20 protein-coding genes are annotated in these 20,130 nt (G+C 64.2%); 9 read left to right on the forward strand and 11 right to left on the reverse strand.

Translation table 11 applies throughout. The features are described 5' to 3' along the window. The first annotated feature begins 40 nt into the window (after window positions 1-40). The 5 genes from IB279_RS11385 to IB279_RS11395 all read left to right on the forward strand — a co-directional run bounded on the left by IB279_RS11385 (window position 41) and on the right by IB279_RS11395 (window position 5,042). Complete coding sequence (locus tag IB279_RS11385; RefSeq protein WP_192339212.1) at window positions 41-814, forward strand: SDR family oxidoreductase; 774 nt, start codon at window positions 41-43, stop codon at window positions 812-814. Window positions 815-1,052: 238 nt separating this feature from the next. Beyond that, on the forward strand, window positions 1,053-3,320 hold the full coding sequence (locus IB279_RS11390) for a mechanosensitive ion channel family protein (RefSeq protein WP_192339213.1): 2,268 nt from the start codon (window positions 1,053-1,055) through the stop codon (window positions 3,318-3,320). Window positions 3,321-3,496: 176 nt separating this feature from the next. Continuing rightward, complete coding sequence (locus IB279_RS37650) at window positions 3,497-3,628, forward strand: hypothetical protein (protein WP_256385282.1); 132 nt, start codon at window positions 3,497-3,499, stop codon at window positions 3,626-3,628. A gap of 416 nt (window positions 3,629-4,044) precedes the next feature. Then, window positions 4,045-4,167: a hypothetical protein gene (locus IB279_RS37655; RefSeq protein WP_255380501.1), complete on the forward strand. Its 123-nt coding sequence runs from the start codon at window positions 4,045-4,047 to the stop codon at window positions 4,165-4,167. 482 nt (window positions 4,168-4,649) lie between these two features. Then, on the forward strand, window positions 4,650-5,042 hold the full coding sequence (locus IB279_RS11395) for a hypothetical protein (protein WP_034793299.1): 393 nt from the start codon (window positions 4,650-4,652) through the stop codon (window positions 5,040-5,042). Window positions 5,043-5,217: 175 nt separating this feature from the next. Here IB279_RS11395 and IB279_RS11400 read toward each other — a convergent pair whose 3' ends face one another. The 4 genes from IB279_RS11400 to IB279_RS11415 form a co-directional block, all read right to left on the reverse strand. Then, window positions 5,218-6,018 (reverse strand): nucleotidyltransferase domain-containing protein, encoded by an 801-nt coding sequence (locus IB279_RS11400; protein WP_309142277.1) that lies wholly within the window; start codon window positions 6,016-6,018, stop codon window positions 5,218-5,220. A gap of 82 nt (window positions 6,019-6,100) precedes the next feature. Beyond that, window positions 6,101-7,141 carry a cell division protein FtsZ gene (ftsZ, locus tag IB279_RS11405; protein WP_034793296.1) on the reverse strand — a complete coding sequence of 347 codons (1,041 nt, stop codon included), beginning with the start codon at window positions 7,139-7,141 and terminating at the stop codon, window positions 6,101-6,103. Between the two features lie 460 nt (window positions 7,142-7,601). Continuing rightward, window positions 7,602-8,210, reverse strand: a complete 609-nt coding sequence (locus IB279_RS11410; RefSeq protein ID WP_034793282.1) for a glutathione S-transferase family protein — start codon at window positions 8,208-8,210, stop codon at window positions 7,602-7,604. Window positions 8,211-8,377: 167 nt separating this feature from the next. Further along, entirely contained in the window at window positions 8,378-9,175 is a 798-nt protein-coding gene (locus IB279_RS11415; RefSeq protein ID WP_112770982.1) for an aminoglycoside phosphotransferase family protein, read from the reverse strand. 151 nt (window positions 9,176-9,326) lie between these two features. Here IB279_RS11415 and IB279_RS11420 point away from each other — a divergent pair, with 151 nt between their 5' ends. After that, the gene (locus tag IB279_RS11420) at window positions 9,327-9,623 is read left to right on the forward strand and encodes a hypothetical protein (RefSeq protein ID WP_063891143.1); all 297 of its coding nucleotides are present in this window, start codon (window positions 9,327-9,329) and stop codon (window positions 9,621-9,623) included. A 12-nt stretch (window positions 9,624-9,635) separates the two neighbouring features. Here IB279_RS11420 and IB279_RS11425 read toward each other — a convergent pair whose 3' ends face one another. From IB279_RS11425 to IB279_RS11440, 4 genes are all read right to left on the reverse strand, one after another. Further along, on the reverse strand, window positions 9,636-10,676 hold the full coding sequence (locus IB279_RS11425; RefSeq protein ID WP_112770983.1) for an ABC transporter ATP-binding protein: 1,041 nt from the start codon (window positions 10,674-10,676) through the stop codon (window positions 9,636-9,638). Further along, window positions 10,664-12,370 (reverse strand): iron ABC transporter permease, encoded by a 1,707-nt coding sequence (locus tag IB279_RS11430; RefSeq protein ID WP_246801921.1) that lies wholly within the window; start codon window positions 12,368-12,370, stop codon window positions 10,664-10,666. The genes IB279_RS11425 and IB279_RS11430 overlap by 13 nt, the downstream gene beginning before the upstream one ends. Before the next feature lie 74 nt (window positions 12,371-12,444). Further along, on the reverse strand, window positions 12,445-13,425 hold the full coding sequence (locus IB279_RS11435) for an ABC transporter substrate-binding protein (protein WP_112770985.1): 981 nt from the start codon (window positions 13,423-13,425) through the stop codon (window positions 12,445-12,447). 171 nt (window positions 13,426-13,596) lie between these two features. After that, the gene (locus tag IB279_RS11440) at window positions 13,597-14,523 is read right to left on the reverse strand and encodes a peptidoglycan-binding domain-containing protein (RefSeq protein ID WP_112770986.1); all 927 of its coding nucleotides are present in this window, start codon (window positions 14,521-14,523) and stop codon (window positions 13,597-13,599) included. A gap of 233 nt (window positions 14,524-14,756) precedes the next feature. Here IB279_RS11440 and IB279_RS11445 point away from each other — a divergent pair, with 233 nt between their 5' ends. Continuing rightward, window positions 14,757-15,215, forward strand: a complete 459-nt coding sequence (locus IB279_RS11445; protein ID WP_112770987.1) for a carboxymuconolactone decarboxylase family protein — start codon at window positions 14,757-14,759, stop codon at window positions 15,213-15,215. Then, window positions 15,215-16,072, forward strand: coding sequence for a sigma-70 family RNA polymerase sigma factor (locus IB279_RS11450; RefSeq protein WP_034793265.1), 858 nt, complete (start codon window positions 15,215-15,217; stop codon window positions 16,070-16,072). Before IB279_RS11445 ends, IB279_RS11450 begins: the two co-directional genes overlap by 1 nt. Before the next feature lie 27 nt (window positions 16,073-16,099). Here IB279_RS11450 and IB279_RS11455 read toward each other — a convergent pair whose 3' ends face one another. Continuing rightward, entirely contained in the window at window positions 16,100-16,507 is a 408-nt protein-coding gene (locus IB279_RS11455) for a RidA family protein (protein ID WP_034793253.1), read from the reverse strand. Between the two features lie 170 nt (window positions 16,508-16,677). On the opposite strand from IB279_RS11455, the gene IB279_RS11460 reads away from it, so the two are divergent. After that, window positions 16,678-17,274, forward strand: a complete 597-nt coding sequence (locus tag IB279_RS11460; protein ID WP_176960261.1) for a TetR/AcrR family transcriptional regulator — start codon at window positions 16,678-16,680, stop codon at window positions 17,272-17,274. Between the two features lie 35 nt (window positions 17,275-17,309). On the opposite strand, the gene IB279_RS11465 is transcribed toward IB279_RS11460, so the two are convergent. Then, window positions 17,310-19,214 (reverse strand): adenylate/guanylate cyclase domain-containing protein, encoded by a 1,905-nt coding sequence (locus tag IB279_RS11465; RefSeq protein WP_112770988.1) that lies wholly within the window; start codon window positions 19,212-19,214, stop codon window positions 17,310-17,312. Window positions 19,215-19,360: 146 nt separating this feature from the next. Beyond that, entirely contained in the window at window positions 19,361-19,966 is a 606-nt protein-coding gene (locus IB279_RS11470) for a deaminase (RefSeq protein ID WP_034793244.1), read from the reverse strand. Between the last annotated feature and the right edge of the window lie 164 nt (window positions 19,967-20,130).

Raw genomic sequence — 20,130 nt, forward strand, 5'->3', positions numbered from 1 at the left:
GAAAGCATCCGCAACCAGGCGGCCACAACAGGAGAAACCCATGGCAGACCACAGCATCAACGGCAAAACCGCCCTCATCGCCGGCGGCGCGAAGAACCTCGGCGGCCTGCTCGCACGCGATTTTGCCGCACACGGCGTCCGTGGCATCGCGATTCATTACAACAGCGCGGCGACGAAGGCGGCAGCCGATGAAACCGTGGCGGCGATCAAGGCGACCGGTGCCGCGGCCCACGCCTTCTCCGGCGATCTCACCAGCGCCGCCAATGTCGAAAAGCTCTTTGCCGACGCCAAGGCGGCGCTCGGCAGCATCGACATCGCCGTCAACACCGTCGGCAAGGTGCTGAAAAAGCCCTTCGTCGAGATCACCGAGGCCGAATACGACGAGATGAGCGCGGTCAATTCGAAGTCCGCATTCTTCTTCCTGCGCGAGGCCGGCAGGCATGTCAGCGACAACGGCAAGGTCTGCACGCTGGTCACCTCGCTGCTCGGCGCCTTCACGCCCTTCTATGCGGCCTATGCCGGCACCAAGGCGCCGGTGGAGCACTTCACCCGGGCAGCAGCCAAGGAGTTCGGCGCGCGCGGCATCTCCGTGACCGCGATTGGACCCGGCCCGATGGATACGCCCTTCTTCTACCCGGCCGAAGGCGCCGACGCCGTCGCCTATCACAAAACCGCATCGGCCCTTTCGGCCTTCTCCAGGACCGGCCTCACCGACATCGAGGACATCGTCCCCTACATCCGCTTCCTCGTCTCCGACGGCTGGTGGATGACCGGCCAGACGATCCTGGTGAATGGCGGCTACACGACGAAGTAGGCCGGAGGACCTGGCACCGGAGCGTCCGCCCAGCGTCTCTCTCCCCGCTTGGCGGGGAGAGATGTCCGGCAGGACAGTGAGGGGGCAGCTTCGGCGCAGGGCAACCCTTGGTGAGCGGCGGCCCTGGCGCGGCCCAGTCCCCATCCCGCCCCACAAAATTCGATTGGAATTTTAGAACGTTATGTAATGTGATGGACAAGGCCGCAGGGCGGACAACCGATTTTGATGGATGAATTTCATGCTGCGTTTCCACTTCCTCTGCCGCCATCTGCTGGCGGGCCTCGTTCTCGTCCTGACCCTCGCCCTGCCCGCACTCGCCGAGACGACGCCTCCGCCGGTCACCGTGATCCTTACACCCGGCCAGAGTGCTGCCGAGATCGAGGAGACCTTGCGCGCCGCCGCCAAGGCCGGCGGGTCGGTGACCGTCGAGTGGCGCGACGCTGCGGCGCAGGCCTCGGGCGAACCGACGACGCCCGCGTCGGGGGGCGCGGCCACGCATCAGGCTGCACCCGCAACCACGACGCCTGAACCAACGTCCTCGCCCGATCAGCCGGACACGCTCGACACGCTTTCCGCTCGTTTTGTCAATGGCTTGCAGATGGGCGTTGCCGGTATGTCCGGCATCGCCGGGGTGATGGCTGACGTCGCGGCAGGTATCCGCGCCGAGGGCTGGTCGGTGGTTTCGGTAACAGCCGTGGCCCTGCTCGCCGTCGCAGCCGGCCTTGCCGCCGCCTTTGCCAGCCGGCTCCTCATCCACCGGCTGTTCGGCGCCTCGTTCGAAGTGGTCGATCTGCTCCACCGCATGCGCGCCTCGCTGATCCGGCTTGGCTTCGACATCGCCTATCTGGCGATCTTCGCCGTGGCCGCGCATGCCGTTGCCCGCCTGTTCCTGACGCCGGCCACGGCCTCTGCCGAACTCGCCCACGCCCTCATCACCATCGCCCTCGCCTCCGTGGTCTATGCAGTCGGCGCCCGCTTCCTGTTTGCGCCGACGCGGCCCGAGATCCGCCTGCTCGATATCGCCCACCCGCGCTTCCACGCCAACATGCTGACCGCCTATGGGGCGATCGGCGCCATCCTCGGCGCCAGCCTGCGCTTTGCCCACCAGCGCGGACTGGAGAATGCTGCAACCGATGGCTGGCTGTTGATCGGCGTGACCCTGTTGACGCTGTTGAAACTCTATTGGTTCATCGCCGGCGCCGGCGATATCCGCACGGTGTTTGCCGGTGAAAACCCAGGCCCGGTGCGCCGCGCCATCGCCTTCGGCGTGCCCGAATTCTATGCGGCAAGCGCCATCGTGCTCTGGCTGATGAGCGTCATCGTTGCCGGCAGCCCGAACAGCGCCGCCTGGAGCTTTGCCGGCGGCACGACACAGATCATCCTGCTCGCGCTTCCGATCCTTGCCTTCGGCATCCATTCGCTGGCGGGGGCTGCCGCCGAGCGCCGGCGCACGCCGGCCTCCCACGCGCTGCACGCGGCGATTTCGGGCAGCGTCCAGACGGCGCTTGCCGGCGCCATCTGGCTGATCGGCCTGCATCTGATTATCACGCTCTGGCGCCCGGTGCTCGTCCAGCATGATACGGCCGGTGCCATCGGCTGGATCGTCATCCTCGAGCGCATCAGCCTTGCGGTGGTCGCGAGCTGGGTGATCTGCAGTTTCCTCTGGAAGAGCTTCGAGGCCTTCGCGCCCACCGCCCGCCTCGCTTTGCCCGGCGACAGCGAGGACGATACGGTGGTCCACCAGCAAAGCCGGATTTCGACCATCCTGCCGCTCGTCCGCAACCTAATCTTCGGCGGTATCTTCGCCGTCACCAGCCTCGTCATCCTTTCCGCACTCGGCATCAATATTGCGCCGCTGATCGCCGGCTTCGGCGTGCTGGGCCTCGCCCTTTCCTTCGGCTCGCAGACGCTGGTGAAGGACGTCGTCTCCGGCATCTTCTTCATCGCCGACGATGCCTTCCGCGTCGGCGAATATGTCGATACCGGCAAGCTCAAGGGCACGGTCGAGCGCATCTCGCTGCGCTCGCTCCGGCTGCGCCACCAGAACGGCCAGATCCACACGATCCCCTATGGCCAGCTTCAGGCGGTCACCAATTTCAGCCGCGACTGGAGCACGGTGAAGTTCGAGTTGAAATTCGAGCGCGATGCCGACCCCGAGAAAATCCGCAAGACCATCAAGAAGGTCGGCCTTGCCATGCTGGAGGATCCCGAGATCGGCGGCGAATTCCTGGTGCCCTTGAAGATGCAAGGTATCCAGGACGTCACCGAAAACTCGCTCGTCGTGCGCCTCAAGTTCACCGCCCGCCCCGGCAACCCCAGTATCCTGCAGCGCGAGTCGATGAAGCGCCTGCTGCCGGCGCTGCGCGAAGCCGGCCTCGACCTCGCCTCCAACGCCGTCACCGTGCGCTCCGGCGCTGCCGGTGCAGCCGAGGCGGAAGCGGCCGCCGCCAACCTGGCGCTGGCGAAAAAGCCGGCAGCGGCCGAAACGGCGGAGGCGGAGGGATAAGCAGGCAGTCGATGGCGACAGCGGCATGGACATGCCGTGTCCGCCAACGGCACGCGTCCTCCACCGATCTCGGTCCGGCGGCGAGGACACGCAATCATCCAGGTGCCGCGACGACCTTTGCGTGTATGGTGGGTCGCGCGGGCGCGGCAGCAGCGCCTTTCGATGGAGCGTCAGGAATGGATAACGATCACCTCTGGTACTGTCTCGTCGGCACGAAGGACACCAACACCGGCATGGCCCGCTTCCTGCTGGCCGTCGGCGCATTCATCGTGCTGTTCGGCGTCGTCTTCTGGATCCTCGGCCACTAGAGCCGTTCGGCGGCCATCTCTTCAAATCGACATCGAAGGTCCAGAAGCCCGAGGAGATGCGAAGCGCTCCTCACGCGTCCGAATTCACACGGCTGCGCCGCTTCACCCGCCCGTTGAACTTCTCGGTGGCCGGCCGCAACTCCGATCCGTCGTTCTCGCGCTACCGCTTCAACACGGCGTGTAGCTCCCCGGGGAAATCTCCGGCCTAGGACGGGCTGGAGCACACCGAAAAGCTGCATTCCTCCGCGATTTCCCGCTGTCCCCACGGGAACAATAGTCGGCCCCGCCCATTTGCTAGAACAGGTTCAACAAAAGGCCGGAAGGCCTTTGACCGGAAAGCACAGGGCTTCCGGATCGATCACCGCCCGGCGCAACGAAGGATCAAGGCCAGGCAAGAAGGAAGTCGGAGCAACGCCATGCGCATCATCCTGGTAGCCCTTGTCGCCTCAGTCATGAGCATCCTGGTGTTCAAATATGCCGATCATTCGCTTGGCAACACGCAGATCGTTGCAACAGCCGAACAGCTGGCCGCCCTTTAAGAACCTCCCGCTGATCGCGCTGCCGGTAGCAGAACGATGCTCCGGCCCGGCGCGACACCTCTCCATTCTCCCCATCTCTGGCTGAAGACGGCACTCGCGCTCGAAGCGCCACCACAGGGATTGCCTTTGTCCAGTTGGCGCGAAGGACAACGGTCGTGGCCCGCCGACCGTTACCGTTTCCATCCCAGGCGTCTCTGGCAGCTGCCCCGCAGGCGCAGCGACATAGCCCCGCCACCGATCGTGCCCTGCCCGCCCGTCCCCGCTCCGGCTGAGGGCGCAATTGGGAGCGCCCAATTTCGCAACCTCTAATAGACACCGAACGATCGGAGAACGGTCCAAGCACGAAAGTGGTTTTCCCGTAGCCTCCTCCCCCAAATGGGGGAGGAACATTTCGTGAAACCACTCGACGCGTAAGCGCGCCTCTTGCTAACCGTTAAAGTTGTCTTACATAGGCATGAGCAACAATTTATACGATTGAATAAATGGACTTTCGTCTCGTCGCCGGCGGCATGTTTGTCGCTCTGCTGTGCGCAATCGCCATCGTCCTGTTCGCGCCGCGAACCGAGCAATATATGAGCTATTCCAAATATGAGTGGACGATCTCCGCGTTGCGCAAGCGCCCGGGCGCGCAGCGGCAATATGTAGAGGCATGCGTATCGGAGTACCTGCCCGACCTAAAGGACAATGCGCTTGAGGGAACGCCCTATTCCAGCCGGAAAGAAATGGCGGAGGACGTCTGCCGGCGCTACTTCAAAGTGTTCATCGATGGCAGGCTGAGCTTCGCCGAGTTCAACCGCTCGATGTACGAGGAGCTTCCATTCTCCGTGGTCGAGGAGGCTGAGCGCCGGGAGCCACGCCCTCCGCGCAGCAAGTGAAGGCCAAAGGCCTCGCCTCTGCACTCGCCGTAGCTGTTGGCTCACCCAGAACTTGGCCGTCAGCCCTGCGGGCGCCGGCGCTCGTGTTGAAGCGTCCCGGCGGTTCCTCGCAAACAGATCATGTCCCCACCCGCGCCCAAGGCATCGGAGGCGGCCATCCCACGAGCCGGCGCATTCACTGCGCGAGAAGACCAGGACGCCGGGCATCCGGCGGCGCCGTCCGACGGTCCCCGGCAAACAACGGCCCGCCATGCGGCGCCAGTTCCAGCTCGGCAAGCCGGATCAGCTCTGCTGCCTGTCCTGCGCCCGCGTGGCGCAATGCCGTGTCGAAGCTTTCGGCAAGCGACGCGTCCGCCCGGACGAGCAACCGCGGTAGCCATTTGCCGCGCCCAGACCATCGTCCGCGGCCAAGCAGCATCAGATCGGCGAGCGGCTTCGTCAGTTCGGCGGCAATGGCGCGGATCTCGGCGGCCGGGCGTGCATCGCGCAGATCATCCACCAGATCGGTGATCTGGTAGCGTAGTCGGTCGCGTATCTCAGGCGTCAGCGGCGCCGGCCCTCGTTCCAGGCGCTGTTGCGCCCCGGCCTGAAGCGCTTCGGCACGCGCCCGCTCAGGCCCGATAGCAACGCCGCCCGCCACCATGTCCGCAAGCACCGGGCAACCGCCCGCCATATCCTGGTCGACAAACCAGTTGAGCGTCTCGAAGTCGTGCACGAAGGCCTCGATCGGAAAATCGTCGAAATGGAAGCTTTCCCGCCAGGCGGCCGGCAGGGCCTCGTGCAGCACCACCAGGTCGATATCCGAGGTCTGCGTACCCTCGCCGCGCAGGATCGAGCCCGCGACGATCGCAAAGATCGCCTGCGGAAAGCGTTCCGCAAGCACCGCCTCAGCCGCCATCACCGCTCTCGCCGCACGGCCTGGTGCCGCTGGCGCGTGCTTTGCCGCCTCATCGGCGGGCACACCCTCGTCGCTCATTCGAGCCTCCAAACGCAAGGACCCTCCCGATATGGCGTCATCACATCGGGAGGGTCCTTGAAGCAGGCGATGGATGCGAATGCTATTGCAGCGTGCGGGTCGGTGCAGGTTCAGCCGCCGGCTGGCCGACGGCGGCACCGGCCGGGTTGGCGGATGAGCGCGCGCCGTCGAGGCCGGTCGCAACGACGGACACGCGGAAGGTACCGTCGAGCGTACGGTCGAAGATCGAACCGACGACGATGTCGGCTTCGTCATAGACCTCTTCGCGGATGCGGGTCGCGGCTTCGTCCACCTCGAACAGCGTCATGTCCATGCCGCCGGAGATCGAGATCAGCACGCCGCGGGCGCCGCGCATCGACACTTCGTCGAGCAGCGGGTTGGCGATGGCGGCTTCGGCCGCCTTCAGCGCGCGGCCCTCGCCGGTCGCCTCGCCGGTGCCCATCATCGCCCGGCCCATGCCCTTCATGACAGATTTCACGTCGGCGAAGTCGAGGTTGATCAGGCCTTCCTTGACGATCAGGTCGGTGATGCAGCCAACGCCCGAATAGAGCACCCGGTCGGCGATCACGAAGGCATCGGCAAAGGTGGTCTTGGCGTCAGCGATGCGGAAGAGGTTCTGGTTGGGGATGACAATGACGGTATCGGCCGCCTCGCGCAGCCGCTCGATGCCCTGCTCGGCCGTTTCCATGCGGCGCTTGCCTTCGAAGCTGAAGGGCTTGGTGACGACGCCGACCGTAAGGATGCCGGCCTTGCGTGCCGCCGCCGCAATTACTGGGGCCGCGCCCGTGCCGGTACCGCCGCCCATGCCGGCGGTGACGAAGCACATATGCGTGCCGCCGAGGTGATCCATGATCTCGTCGATCGATTCTTCCGCCGCCGCCCGGCCGACATCCGGCAGCGAGCCCGCGCCGAGGCCTTCGGTCACGGCGGCGCCGAGCTGGATGATGCGCGACGACTTCGACATGGCGAGCGCCTGCGCGTCGGTGTTGGCGACCACGAAATCGACGCCCTGAAGCCCTTCGTTGATCATGTTGTTGATGGCGTTGCCGCCACCGCCGCCGACCCCGATCACGGTGATCTTCGGGCGCATTTCGGTGATCGTGGGCTTCTTGAAATCGGTCATGGCTTGTCTCCTAGAGCCAGCGCCTTGCAGGCGCCCGGCAGCGGCGAATCGGGCAGCTTGTATTTTAGGAATTGAAAAAAGCCATGGAGAAGGCAAGCAAAAAGGGCGACGCGCCTATCCACATATGAATTTTAGCGGGGGCGCAGAGGCGAGAATTCGGTCGTTGGGTTTCGTCTGCAGAATGGGGAAATCTACAAAATAATCAATGCTATGGCGCATGCCATCCCCTCACCCTGACCCTCTCCCCGCCTGCAGGGAGAGGGAACGCGGACGACGGCCGGCTCCCAGGTCGAGACCTGCCGACGGGCAACGCGGCTGCCACATTGGCCGAAGGAACGAGCGGCCGCCACGTCCCACCTTCTCCCCGCGACAACGGGGAGAAGGTGGCCGGCAGGCCGCATGAGGGGCCGATCTCGCCACCCTAAGACTGCGCGAAACCGCCCCTGCCACAGGCTGTCCCTTAGGCCTCAAAACTCGGCCGCGAACGCACCCGCTCCAGCCAGCGCTGGACGTTTTTTGCGGAAGCCGGGATTTCCATGCCGAAGACCTCGCAGAGCCAGGCGGTGACCCCTGCGGTGATGTCGGCGATCGAGAATTCGTCGCCTGCCAGGAACGGCCTTCCATCCGAGAGCTCATCGTCGAGCCAGCCCCATTTCTGCGGCACCGCCGCCCGCTCGGTCTCGGCAAAGGCCGGAAACTGCGTCAGCCGCTCGGCAAAGAACGCGTCCGAATGCAGCGCCACATTGCCGACGGTACCGAGGATCACCAGTTCGGCGCGCCGGTTCCACATCTCCACCTTGGCGCGGCTGACGGCGTCATGGCCGAAGAGCTGCGGCTCGCGCGTGGTCTCTTCGAGATAGCGGCAGATCGCGACGCTCTCGGTGATAACAGTGCCGTCGTCGAGTTCCAGCACCGGGATCTGACCGAGCGAATTGACCGCCAGGAATTCCGGCGCCTTGTGCTCGCCCTTGGCGAAATCGACATCCACCATCGGCAGCGAGATCCCCTTCTCCGCCATGAAGATGCGCACACGATACGAATTCGGTCCCATGCCCTGATAAAGCTTCATCTTATCCTCCTGTCGATGAGGCGACCGCCCCGTTCCTCCTCAACCGCATAAAAGCGGAACACCGGTTGTTTATAACAACCAGTTTCATTTAACTCAATGGTTTATTTCAGTAGGCAAAAATTCTTTTTCGCGAACGCTATCGGCTTGCCCCGCCGCTTCGCCGGTCGTCAGACAAGGTTTCGGGACAATAGCGTCCTATGGCGCTCGAAGGCGTCCCGCTCTCGCCGCCAGTGATCGAGATGCCCGTCCCGTTTCAGCCGCTCGGTCGCGGCCGCGCCGATCATTGCCAGCATCGCCGCCTCGTCGCCCATATGCCCGAGCACATCGGCGACCATCCCAAGCAACGCATCGTCTAAGGCAAGACCGTAGGTCGCGCACAGCCGTTTCAGCCGCCGGCTGCCATCATCGAGATCCGCCAGCGCCGCGGCCTTCAAGTCATCGGAATGGAAGGAAAGCGGCACGGTCCAATAGGCGAGATAGGCAAGGTCTCGCAGCCGCGGCCCGGGACCGGCGAGATCGAAGTCGATGATCCCCACCGGTTCGCCGGCCCGAAAAACGAGATTGTACGGCGCAAAATCATTGTGGCAAATGACCTCCCATCGACGCCGATCCGGATATCTAAAGGCCCAGCGATCCGCCGCGCCGAAGTCGAATTCGGCCGTCGCGTCATGATAGGCGCGAAGCAGCCGCCCTGCGGCAATCAGCGCATCCTCGCAAAGCCAGATGTCGGAAGAGACACCGGCATCGCCTTCAACAAAGCTCAGCATCTCTCGTCCCTGGCCGTCGAGGCCCAGGAACCGCGGCGATCCCGCAAAGCCCTTTGCCTCGAGACGGAGGAGCAGCCGGTGAACGGTCGCGCTCTCAGGGCGCGTGGCGCGGCGCACCGTATCGCCCACGCGCACGACGCCGGCATTGACGTTCCCGCCCGCAAGCGGCGTTTCCTGTATCGGCGTTTCGGATGTCATCGGACCGTTCGAGAGGCTGGAGGCGAAGCTGGCCGAGGATCGTCTTCGGATCACCCCCTGTCAACGAACCGTTCCCATCGACGGCCCGGCCGATCGCTGTCCTTGAATCTGCCGGGCGATCATGCTTGCCTCTTCCAAACAGGAGCTTGCCATGTTCGCCCGATCCGCCGTCGCCTGCCTCGTCCTCGTCCTTGCCACTGGTCAGGCCAATGCCGCCCTTGCGCCGAATTTTCAGCGTGCCCGCGAACTGAACGCGGTCATCAACGCGGTCGCCGTCGCCGTTCCCAAACACCCGATCGACAAGGTCATCAGCCAGGGCCGCGACCGTTATGCCGTCGTCGCCGGCAAATGCACGGTGATCGCAAGGATCGTCGGTCTGCCGGCAAAGCCTGGCGTTGTCGGCCCGCGCCAGTTCGAGGTCGAACTCGACAAACCCGATTGCGACTGACGCCAACCCGGCCTAGAGCCGCCACCCCTGGCTCATCACGAAGCGCGCCGTGTCTCCCGGCATGATCGCCCTGTCGCCATAGGCCTTCAATGACTGACCGTCCGGCAAAGCCAAGGTCAGGGCAAAACGCTCGCCTTCGAACACGCAGGAGACGACGCGGAGCGCCATGCCCTCGCCGTCGTGGCGCACATGTTCCGGGCGCACGAGGACGTCGCGCACGGCGCCATCGCCTGCGCCTTCCATGCCGACGCCGGCAAGCGCTGACCGCAGCGTTGGCCAATCCATCGCCCGCGGCATGCCCTCCGGCACGGCGAGCTTGAGCACCGAGCCACGGCCGATCAGGCCGCCGACGACGGCGCCTTCGGGTCTTGCGTAGATCTCGGCCGGCTGCGCCATCTGCATCAGCCGCCCCTCGTGCATGACGGCGACATCGGTTGCGAGCGCCATGGCTTCCGCCTGGTCGTGCGTCACATAGATCATCGTCGCGCCCGAGCGCTCGTGGAAGATGCGGAAGGTCTCCTCCATCGACTTGCGTAAGTGCTGGTCGAGATTGGCGAGCGGCTCGTCGAGCAGCACGACATCCGGTGAGGTCACCAGGCAGCGGGCAAGCGCCACGCGCTGGCGCTGACCGCCGGAAAGGGCTGCCGGCCGGCGGTCGGCATGGTCCGTAAGCTTCACCAGCGCCAGAGCATCGGCGACGCTCCTTTGCCACGCCGAGCCTGAAATGCCGCGGACCTTCAGCGGATAGCCGACATTTTCGGCCACCGTCATATGCGGCCAGAGCGCATAGGACTGGAACACCATCGCCATGTTGCGCCGCTCCGGCGGCAGCGCCCGTGCAGCATCCGAAAGCCGTCTTTCGCCAAAATCGATCGATCCATCGCTGGGCTGCTCGAAGCCGGCGATCATGCGCAGCACCGTCGTCTTGCCGCAGCCGGAAGGCCCGAGCAGCGCCAGGAAGCCGCCTTCCCGCACGGTCAGCGACACATCGGAAACCGCCGGTCGGCCGCCGCCAAAATGCTTGGTGACGTGATTGAGGATCAGTTGCGCCACGGCAGCACGCCTTCCGGGAGATAGTTTGCGAGAGCCTCGAGCGCGGCCATCAGCACGACGATCATGACGACCACGAGCACGGAAAGGGCTGCAGCCAGGTCCGACGAGCCGCTGTCGTCGAGATTGAAGATGGCGACGCCGAGTGTCTGGGTACCGGCCGACCAGAGCAGCGCCGAGACCGTCAGCTCATTGGCGGCAATCAGGAAGACGAGGATGATCGCCGCACCCGCGGCCGGCGCTACCAAGGACAGGATCACGTCGGACATCCGCCTGAAGAAGCCAGCACCGGCGAGACGCGCCGCCTCTTCCAGCGATGGGTCCATCTGCAGGAAAGCACTCATCACCGGCTTGAGGCTGACGGCGAGGAACGAGGAGAAGTAGGCAACCAGGATGATCCAGATGGTGCCATAGAGCGAGACCTTGAGGATCGGCAGAGGTGCGGCAAAGGTAAGGATGAAGGCGACGGCCAACACGATGCCCGGCAGCGCATAGGGGATCTCGATGAGGATGCCGAGCGTATTGGCAAGCCACCCTTTGCGTCGCGTCATGAGATAGGCTGATGGCACCGAGACGGCGAGCAGGCCGAATGCGGCCGTTGCTGCAAGGAACATCGAATTGCCAAGCGCCTTCAGCGTCATCGACTGGCGGAAGAGAATTTCTTCGTAAGCGCGCAGCGACACCGTCTGAAGGTTAAGCGGCACGCCATAGGCCGGCACCAGCGAGCTCGCGACAAGAGCGGCGAGCGGTGCGACCAGCACGAGAAGCAGGATCGCCACGAGGACCAGCTCAACGACCGGGCGGAAGCGGCCGAGCGAAAAGGCGGCATTCGCCCCGGAAAGGCCGATGATGCGGTAATCCCTGCCGACAAGCGCCTTCTGCTGCAGGATCAGCCCGGCAGCCGCGATCATGGCGATGAGGCTGGAGAGCAGCGCGATCTCGCCGAAGGTGCCGGCGCCGAAGCTGGCGAGCCGCGTATAGATCAGGGTCGGCAGCACCTCGATGCCCGCGGGAATGCCGAGGATCGCCGGAATGCCAAAATTGCCGACGCCGGAGACGAAGGCGATCGCCGCACCGGCAATCAGTCCCGGCAGCGACAGCGGCGCGACGATGTCGCGAAAGACACGGAATGGCGTGGCCCCGGCAAGCCGTGCCGCCTCCACCCCGTCGCGCGGCGTGGCGGAAAGCCCGGCTTTCAGCGCCAGGAAAACCAGCGGCGCATGCTGGACGCCGAGAAGCAGCGAAATGCCTGCCAGCGAATAGAGCGGCTGCGGGCTGCCGAGCGGCGGCGCAATCCCGAGCGTCTTTAACAGCGGGCTCGCCGGCCCGGTCATCTCCACCCAGGCAAGCGCCGTCACCTGCGGCGGGATCATCATCGGCAGCATGAAGGCAAAGCTGAGCGCAAGCTTGCCGCGCACATCCGTCAGCGCCACCGAGAAGGCGAAGAGCGCGCCGATGACAACGGAGACGACCATGCCGCCGGTCGCGGTTATCAGCGTGTTGCGGATGGCGGCAAAGGTTGCAGGTTCCGTGAGCACGCCAATCGACCGGCCCGAAATAAGCCCGGCAAAGCCGGCCTTCGCCAGGCTGAAGAGCGGCAGCAGGCAGAGGAGAAACAGGCAGCCGAGAACGAAGGGCACCAGCCAGCGCGGCTCGGCGGCGGGGCTCGCCCCTGCCCGCACCTTGGGCGCGCCCATCGTCCGGCCGTGAAAGGAAAGGCGCAGCCAGCGGGGCCGGCTGCGCGCATCGTTGCGTTCAAGCATTCCCGGGATCAGTTCGTACCGAAGATGCCGGAGAAGGTTTTGAGATCCGCGTCGGAGTTCTTCACGGCCTCGGCCGCATTGACCGGCAGCACCTTGATCGTCTCGCGGGCCGGATAGCCCGCAGGCAGCGCCACGCCGTTGCGGGCCGGGATATAGCCCATCTTCACCGCCGCCTTCTGGCCTTCCTCGGACAGCAGGAAGTCGACGAACTTCTTCGCCGCCTCGACGTTCTTGGCGGTCTTCAGGATGCCGACGGGCTCGGTCACTGCAGACACGCCCTCGGCCGGGAAGACGAATTCCACCGGCGCGCCCTTGGCCTTCTCGCGGATCGCCATGAAATCGACGAGCATGCCATAGGCCTTCTCGCCGGTCGCGACCGCCTTCAAGACGCCGCCATTGCCGCCGGCAGCCGTAGCACCGTTCTCGGCGAGTGCCTTGTAATAGTCCCAGCCGAGGCCATCAATGCCGGTCAGGGTCTGAGCGTGAATGAGAGCCGCACCCGAGGTCAGCGGGCTCGGCATGGTGACGAGGCCCTTGGCCTCCGGCTTGCTGAGATCCTGCCAGCCTTCAGGCTTCATGGCGGCGGAGGTGTTATAGACGATGCCGGTCGTGATCATCTTGGTGGAGTAATAGGCGCCGTCCGCATCATAGAGTGCCGCGTCGTAGCTTGCCGCTTCAGGCGACTTGTAGTCGGCGAGATGGCCTGCTTCCTTCAGCCGCTGCATGGTCACGGTGTCGGCGATGAGCAGCACGTCGGCCACCGGATTGCCGGCCTCGATCTCTGCCATCAACTTGGCCATGATCTTGGTCGTGCCCTCGCGCACCCATTCCACCTCGATGCCGGGATTGGCGGCCTGGAACGCGTCGACCGTCGCCTGCGCATCCTCGTTCGGCTGGCTGGTATAGAGCACCAGGCTCTCGGCATTGGCCGCGGTCGAAAGCAGGCCTGCGACAACAGCGCCGGCAAGGACGGAGACAAACGATTTCATGGATACACCCTCGTGTTGAAACTGGCGCCGAGGGATAGGGCCACCCTTTTACAGGGGTATGACAGAACCGGGGGACGCGCGATCTGTGGGTCCCGATGCAGGTCGCGCAAATGTGCGCAGCGGTTTTGCGGCGACGACGTGCATAAAAACAAGAGCTTCACGCGATGAGCTTTAGCGCGCGCCCGTCGACATCTGGCTGCGGTGGAGCACATAGGCATTGGCCAGTGTGTAGAGGAACTCGCGGTCACTGTAGTGCGCATAGTGGTCCAGCCTGTAGACGCGCGCGAAATTTCGGGCAGCGACCTCGAACTCCGGTCCGAGCGCATTGTCGACATCACCAAAATAGAAGCCGATGGCCTTCAGGTATTTCTGAATGAGGCGAAGGTCGCCCTCCGCCGACTGGATGGTCAGCTTGTTGAATTCGTTGGTGGTGAAGATCGACAGGTCGTCATTGGTGTTGCGGTGCTCGAAGGCCATGACATAGCCGAGGTTCTCCGCAGCGATGAAGGCGTGCATCGTCTTCAGGATGACGTTGTACTCGACCGGCCGGCCGTTCAAGGGAGCCATGCCACGGTTGAAGAGCAGCATCATCGAGGCGATCCTCGACGTCATGGAAAAGGGACTGCTCGGCGAATAGCCGAGCACCTCGAAGACGCAGCCAGCGGCCTGATAGTCCTCGGCCGGATCGAGCACCCGGCGCAGATACTCGTTGTCCACACCGATAATCCGGTTGTCCTTGCCATAGTGAAGCCGGCCCTTGATGGGAGCGCCCTCTTGGGTCGCGGCCTGGCCCGCCTCGACGGCCAGCTCGCGAATGGCCATGCCGAGTCGGCCCATCAGCATTGTCGCGATTACCGCCTCGACAGCGGCCTTTTCCATGCCGTTTCGGGGAATGACCGCACTGCCGTGGCCGACATAGGCATCGAGCGCGCCGAAGCTTGCTGCGAATTCTCCCTGGAGCTGGCCATACCAGTTAGGCAAAAGCGCCTTCAGCGCAAAGCTTCGCCTCTCCAGCTTCCGCCACAGCGCCGCAAAGTCGTTAATGGTGATCTCGAAGACATACGGAATATCGAGTGCGGCATTGAATTCGTCTGCCATTGAGTACCTCCCGAAGCACTCGGCACCACCACCTGCAATAAAGGATCCCCCAGGCTACACTCACATATCGGCCGAATGCGGCATAGTCATCCAAACGGGTTAGTGCGGCGCGGCATGCGCCGGCTCCGCACAAAACAATCCACACTGGAGTTTTCAAAAAAAATTCGCGGCCATGTCACACCGGCCGTCGCTCGCTCGTCATGGTATCGGAACCAACGAAAGGAAACGGAACCATGACTGCCAAGATCGACCTTTTCGCCGCTGCCCCGCAACTGATGAAGAGCTGGACCAGTGTCTCGATGGCCGTTGCCGCGAGCCTTGACGCCACTATTATCGAACTCGTGAAAATCCGCGCCTCGCAGATCAACGGCTGCGCCAACTGCATCAACATGCACACCCAGGAAGCCCGCGAAAAGGGCGAGACGGAACAGCGCATCTACCTGCTTTCCGCCTGGCGCGAAGCGCCCTGCTATTCCGATCGCGAGCGCGCCGCGCTAGGCTGGACAGAATCGCTGACGCGGCTTTCGGAGGGCCACGGCCATGAAGCGGCCTATCAGGCGCTGAAGGACCATTTCACCGAGGAGGAACAGGTGAAGCTCACGCTGATGATCAACGTCATCAACGGCTGGAACCGTCTGGCCGTCGGCTTCGGCCTCTGGGTCGATCCGGCAGCCGCCAAGGCCGCCGCCTGATGGTGGACAGCGCCCATGAGGACGCAGCGGCGGTTTTCGACCCGCTGCGTCCGAAGCTCGTCCGCGTCGCCTACCGCATGCTCGGCTCGGTCGCCGATGCGGAGGACATGGTGCAGGAGGCCTTCATCCGCTGGATGGGGGCCGACCGCACATCCGTGCGCGAGCCGGAGGCGTTTCTGCGTCGCACCGTCACGCGGCTCTGCCTCGACCAGTTGAAATCCGCGCGGCTGAAGCGCGAGACCTATGTCGGCCCCTGGCTTCCCGATCCGGTCGTCGAGGAGGAGCCGGAGGACGACGTCACCCTGCCCCTGATGCTGGCACTCGAACGGCTCTCGCCGCTGGAGCGCGCCGCCTTCCTGCTGCACGACGTCTTCGGCCAGAGCTTCGATGAGGTAGCGGCAACGATCGACCGCGACGCCGCCGCCTGCCGCCAGCTTGCGGCCCGGGCCCGCACCCATGTGCGCGAGGAACGCCCCCGCTTCCAGATCGAGCAGCAGCGCGGCCTGGAACTCGCCAACGCCTTCTTTGCCGCCTCCCGCCACGGCGATATGAAAACGCTCGGCTCCATGCTCGCAGCCGATGTCAGCGTACATTCCGACGGCGGCGGCAAGCGCCCGGCCGCCCTGCAGCCGATCCTCGGCTTCGACGCCGTGATGAAGGTGCACGCGCAACTGGCCGCCCTCTTTGCCAAGCACGGCTCGACGCTCGTGCGCGCCGGCTTCATCAACGGCCTGCCCGGCTTTGTCACCCGGGAGGCCGATGGCGAACTGCAGACGACTGCGCTGGAGATCGAGAACGGCAAGGTCGTGGCGATCTATGTCGTGCGCAACCCGGACAAGCTGGTGCATCTGCACTAGAACCCGGGTTGCCACGTTCCCAATGACCTACGCGGCCAGTTGGCCGGCCGGAATCCGCGCGATCACCTTGATCTCGAAATCGAAACCGGCGAGCCAGTTGACGCCGATGGCGGTCCAGTTTGGATAGGGCTTTTCGCTGAAGATCCGGTTCTTGACGGCCATGATCGTCTCGAACTGGTGTTCGGGATCGGTGTGGAAGGTCGTCACATCGACGATGTCGTCGAAGCTGCAGCCGGCTGCCGCGAGCGTCGCTTCGAGATTGTCGAAGGCGCGTTCGACCTGGCGTTCGAAATCCGGCTCCGGGGTGCCATCCTCACGGCTCCCCACCTGCCCCGAGACGAACAGCAGGTCCTGCGACCGGATGGCCGCGGAGTAGCCGTGCGCCTCGTAGAGCGCATGACGATTTGCCGGAAAGATTGCGTTGCGTTTGGTCATCGGTCTGATCCTTCTCGTAAATTGAGGGCGCGCAAACGGGCGCGCGCTGCCGTTTCAGGCAGAACTTCACAAAACCCGCTTCATTTGATATACGGAACGTATCTGAAATAGCGAAATACGACGCGCATGTCAAATCCATATACGCGCCGTATCTGAATTTGAGGTCAATGATGGCCAGAAGCCGCCAGGAAACGATGGAGGAAAACCGCGCGAAGCTGATTTCGGCCGGCCGAAAGGCCTTTGCCGAAAAGGGCTATGCGGCGGCCTCGATGGATGAGTTGACCGCCGATGTCGGGCTGACGCGCGGCGCGCTCTACCACAATTTCGGCGACAAGCGCGGGCTCCTGGCCGCGGTCGTAACCCAGATCGACGGCGAGATGGCCGCCCGCGCCAAGCAGATCGGCGCAGATGCGGCAGCCGGTGACCACTGGCAGGCGATGCTTGCCGAAGGAGCGGCCTATATCGAGATGGCGCTCGATCCCGAAGTCCAGCGCATCGTTCTGCTCGATGGCCCGGCCGTGCTCGGCGACCCCTCGAAATGGCCGAGCCAGAACAGTTGCCTGCTGGCGACGAAGCGGTCGGTGGAAGAACTGCTGGACAAGGGCGTTCTGAACCCGGTCGATCCGGAAGCGGCCGCGCGGCTCTTGAGCGGTGCCGCCCTCAACGCTGCCCTCTGGGTCGCCGCCAGCGACGAGCCGAAAGCGGTCTTGCCGAAGGCGATCGAGGCCTTCCGCGCCATGGCCACCGGCCTGCTGGCGGAGCGCTGATCCGCCCCGTTGGGCGGTCGTCGCGGCGGCAAGGACTAACGGGCGTTCGCGCCCACCAACTCCCAGAGGTCGATGCCTCCCGAGCGCCCCTTCACGTGCACCATCCCCATCGCGCGGAAGTCGAAGAGGTCGGCAACCGCAGACTGCACCGCCCCGCTCACCAGGATCGAAGTGTTGAACTCCTTGTTCAGCCCTTCGAGCCGCGAGGCGACGTTGATCGTGTCGCCCATGGCCGTGTATTGCTGCCGCGCGATCGCTCCGAAGCTGCCGACGACCGCCGGCCCCGTATGCACGCCGAAGCGCGTGAACAGCTCCGGCCGGCCGCCTTTGCGGTTGGTCTCGTTCAGGCGATCGACCGCCGCCTTCATCGCCAGCGCGCAATGACAGCCATTCTCGATGTGCTGCGGATCGGCAACCGGCGCGTTCCAGATGACGAAGATGCTGTCGCCCAGATACTGGATCACGGTCCCGTGGTACTGCTCGGCCACCGTGTTCAGCATCTCGAAATAGGCCGAGAGAATATCGACGACTTCCTCCGGCGAATGCTGTTCGGAGATGGTGGTGAAGTCGCGCACGTCGGTGAAAAGCGCCGTCACCTCCTGCCGCCTGCCCCGGACCGCCGCCCCGCCTTCGGGGTCGATGATCCGGCGCACCACCTCGCGCGGAACATAGAGCGCAAACTGGACGATAGCGCGCCGGCTGGCGGAAAGCGCGCCGCCAAGCGTATTGATCTCGGTGATCCAGGAATGCGGGGCGTCCGTGCCGGCAAAGTTCAGGTCACCGATCCGCCGCGCCTCGTCGGCGAGGTGATAGAGCTTGCGGCTGATCACGCGTGACAGCATGAGCGAGCCGACCACGCCGGCCACCAGCACGGCTGCGGCAATCATGAGGTTGCGCACCAGGAGCCGGTTTGCCTGCACCACCAGATCCTGCAGCGGCACGACGATCGCGACCGAGCTGCCCTTGAAGAGGCCGGATACGCTGACGGGTGCCATCTGGACCAGATAGCGCTCGCCGGCAAAATCGGCTTCGGCAAGACCACCGCCCGCATAGGCGGGATCCTTGCGCAGCCCGGCGACGACGTCGAGGCTGGGATCCAGGCTGCGCATGCCGGCGCCGCCACCACCCGACCAGGCGCCGAGGATTGTGCTCATGACCGCGGGATCGGAATGGGCGACGAGGTTGTTGTCGCTGCCGATGACATAGGACCGGGCCCGCGGTGAGATCTCGCGCGCATCGAGAAGGCGGCTGATGGTCTGAAGATGGATGTTGGTGCCGACCACGATCCCCTCCTTGCCCTTCAGCGGAACGGCCAGCGCCAGCGTCGGAACCTTCAGCGTTCCGGTGACATAGGGCCCGACGGAAACCGGACCGCCGGCTCGCAACGCCGTCTGATACCAGGGGCTCTGCCGCGGGTCGAAATTTGTGCGCTCGAACGGACGCTCCCCGATCGTCTGCGCCGCAGCATCGAGGAACCGAAGGGTCGAGACGGTGCCCGCTTCCTTGGCATGCGCAAGCAACCGAACGGCAAAGGCGGTGCCTGCCGGTGCCGCCAGACTTTGGCGAACATAGTCCCGCCCCGTGTTGATCACCTGCAGGTAGGATCCATCAGGATAGCCGGCGTAGACGCTCGTCGCGTTGGAAACGCTTCTGAGCACCTCCAGGAAGAACTGCTCCTTCGGCTGCAGGTCGCCCGGCGGCGCGACGGCCAGCTGCGGCACGGTGGACGCAAGCGCGACCGCCTCGTGGCCGCCCTCGAGCGCATTCCTGTAGCCCTCGATCAGCCTCAGGCTCATCTCGCGCATGTGCTTTTCGCCGGCAAGGATCGCCGCCTGCCGCCCCTGGCTGAACGCCATCCAGATGATCGGCGTCGCCGTTAAGATGAGCAGCGCCACGACGAGCACGCTGAGATGCACCCTGAGAGGCCTGGACCAGTTCACGCAATTCCCCCGAAACGCGACTGTATGGAGGCGACCCTAGCACCTGCCCTGGCGAGGAGGAATGCATATTCTTTCAAAGAAATAGGCCATTTCAATCTCTGATGAGAGAATGAAACGGCCCGGTACAGGTGACGGCTTTTCGAGCGTCAGTTCAGCGGAATGGCGTTGCCGTCCTTGCTGTCCTGATAGACGGAGGAGAGATCGTCGTATTTCGCCCGGATCGCCTCGGCGCGGGCCTTGAGTTCCTGGCGTTGCGGCTCGGGCAGAGCGTCGATCAGCGCGTGGATCGACTGGCCCTTCCAGAAGGCATTGGTGCGGTTGTAGCCGCCCGGCTCCAGCGTGAAGACCTCCTTCAGGATCTTCAGGTCATGCGGAATGGAGAAACTGTCGCGGGAATCCTCGTGGCTGAAGAAGTAGAAGAAATTATCGAAACCCGCCCAGGTGATCGCCGAAAGGCACATCGAGCACGGCTCATGCGTCGAGAGGAAGATGAGGTCGCGGCTGTCCGGCCGCTTCTCGCCCTCGATCTCGTAGAACCGCTTCAGCGTGTGCACTTCGCCGTGCCAGAGCGGGTTTTCCGTCTCGTTGTTGGTTTCGACAAGCACGGTCGAAAGATCGGATTTGCGCATCAGCGCCGCGCCGAAGATCTTGTTGCCGGCGGCAACGCCCGCTTCCGTTGCCGGAATGATGCCCTTCTCCATCGTGTGAAGCAGCGCATCGAGCAGCGCGTAATTGTCGGTCTCACGTGTCATTCCCAATGTCCTTTTGTTGGGTTTTTCAATCAACGCCAGGAAAAACAGGAAGCGGCTTCCTGCCCGGAATGGCGGGTTTCACAAGCAACTCCAGAAAAAGTGCGAAGCGGTTTTTCGTCCGGGATTGCGTAATTCAAAGCAACCCCAGGGAAAGCAGTCTGGGA

The sequence above is a fragment of the Ensifer sp. ENS06 genome (assembly GCF_014852205.1).
Lineage (GTDB): Bacteria > Pseudomonadota > Alphaproteobacteria > Rhizobiales > Rhizobiaceae > Ensifer > Ensifer adhaerens.

What these genes read in the sequence shown, in the direction of transcription:
- IB279_RS11385 (WP_192339212.1), top strand. Translation starts at nt 41, where the DNA reads ATGGCAGACCACAGCATCAACGGCAAAACCGCCCTCATCGCCGGCGGC.
- IB279_RS11390 (WP_192339213.1), top strand. Translation starts at nt 1,053, where the DNA reads ATGCTGCGTTTCCACTTCCTCTGCCGCCATCTGCTGGCGGGCCTCGTT.
- IB279_RS37650 (WP_256385282.1), top strand. Translation starts at nt 3,497, where the DNA reads ATGGATAACGATCACCTCTGGTACTGTCTCGTCGGCACGAAGGACACC.
- IB279_RS37655 (WP_255380501.1), top strand. Translation starts at nt 4,045, where the DNA reads ATGCGCATCATCCTGGTAGCCCTTGTCGCCTCAGTCATGAGCATCCTG.
- IB279_RS11395 (WP_034793299.1), top strand. Translation starts at nt 4,650, where the DNA reads ATGGACTTTCGTCTCGTCGCCGGCGGCATGTTTGTCGCTCTGCTGTGC.
- IB279_RS11400 (WP_309142277.1), bottom strand. Translation starts at nt 6,018, where the DNA reads ATGAGCGACGAGGGTGTGCCCGCCGATGAGGCGGCAAAGCACGCGCCA.
- ftsZ (WP_034793296.1), bottom strand. Translation starts at nt 7,141, where the DNA reads ATGACCGATTTCAAGAAGCCCACGATCACCGAAATGCGCCCGAAGATC.
- IB279_RS11410 (WP_034793282.1), bottom strand. Translation starts at nt 8,210, where the DNA reads ATGAAGCTTTATCAGGGCATGGGACCGAATTCGTATCGTGTGCGCATC.
- IB279_RS11415 (WP_112770982.1), bottom strand. Translation starts at nt 9,175, where the DNA reads ATGACATCCGAAACGCCGATACAGGAAACGCCGCTTGCGGGCGGGAAC.
- IB279_RS11420 (WP_063891143.1), top strand. Translation starts at nt 9,327, where the DNA reads ATGTTCGCCCGATCCGCCGTCGCCTGCCTCGTCCTCGTCCTTGCCACT.
- IB279_RS11430 (WP_246801921.1), bottom strand. Translation starts at nt 12,370, where the DNA reads ATGGGCGCGCCCAAGGTGCGGGCAGGGGCGAGCCCCGCCGCCGAGCCG.
- IB279_RS11435 (WP_112770985.1), bottom strand. Translation starts at nt 13,425, where the DNA reads ATGAAATCGTTTGTCTCCGTCCTTGCCGGCGCTGTTGTCGCAGGCCTG.
- IB279_RS11440 (WP_112770986.1), bottom strand. Translation starts at nt 14,523, where the DNA reads ATGGCAGACGAATTCAATGCCGCACTCGATATTCCGTATGTCTTCGAG.
- IB279_RS11445 (WP_112770987.1), top strand. Translation starts at nt 14,757, where the DNA reads ATGACTGCCAAGATCGACCTTTTCGCCGCTGCCCCGCAACTGATGAAG.
- IB279_RS11450 (WP_034793265.1), top strand. Translation starts at nt 15,215, where the DNA reads ATGGTGGACAGCGCCCATGAGGACGCAGCGGCGGTTTTCGACCCGCTG.
- IB279_RS11455 (WP_034793253.1), bottom strand. Translation starts at nt 16,507, where the DNA reads ATGACCAAACGCAACGCAATCTTTCCGGCAAATCGTCATGCGCTCTAC.
- IB279_RS11460 (WP_176960261.1), top strand. Translation starts at nt 16,678, where the DNA reads ATGGCCAGAAGCCGCCAGGAAACGATGGAGGAAAACCGCGCGAAGCTG.
- IB279_RS11470 (WP_034793244.1), bottom strand. Translation starts at nt 19,966, where the DNA reads ATGACACGTGAGACCGACAATTACGCGCTGCTCGATGCGCTGCTTCAC.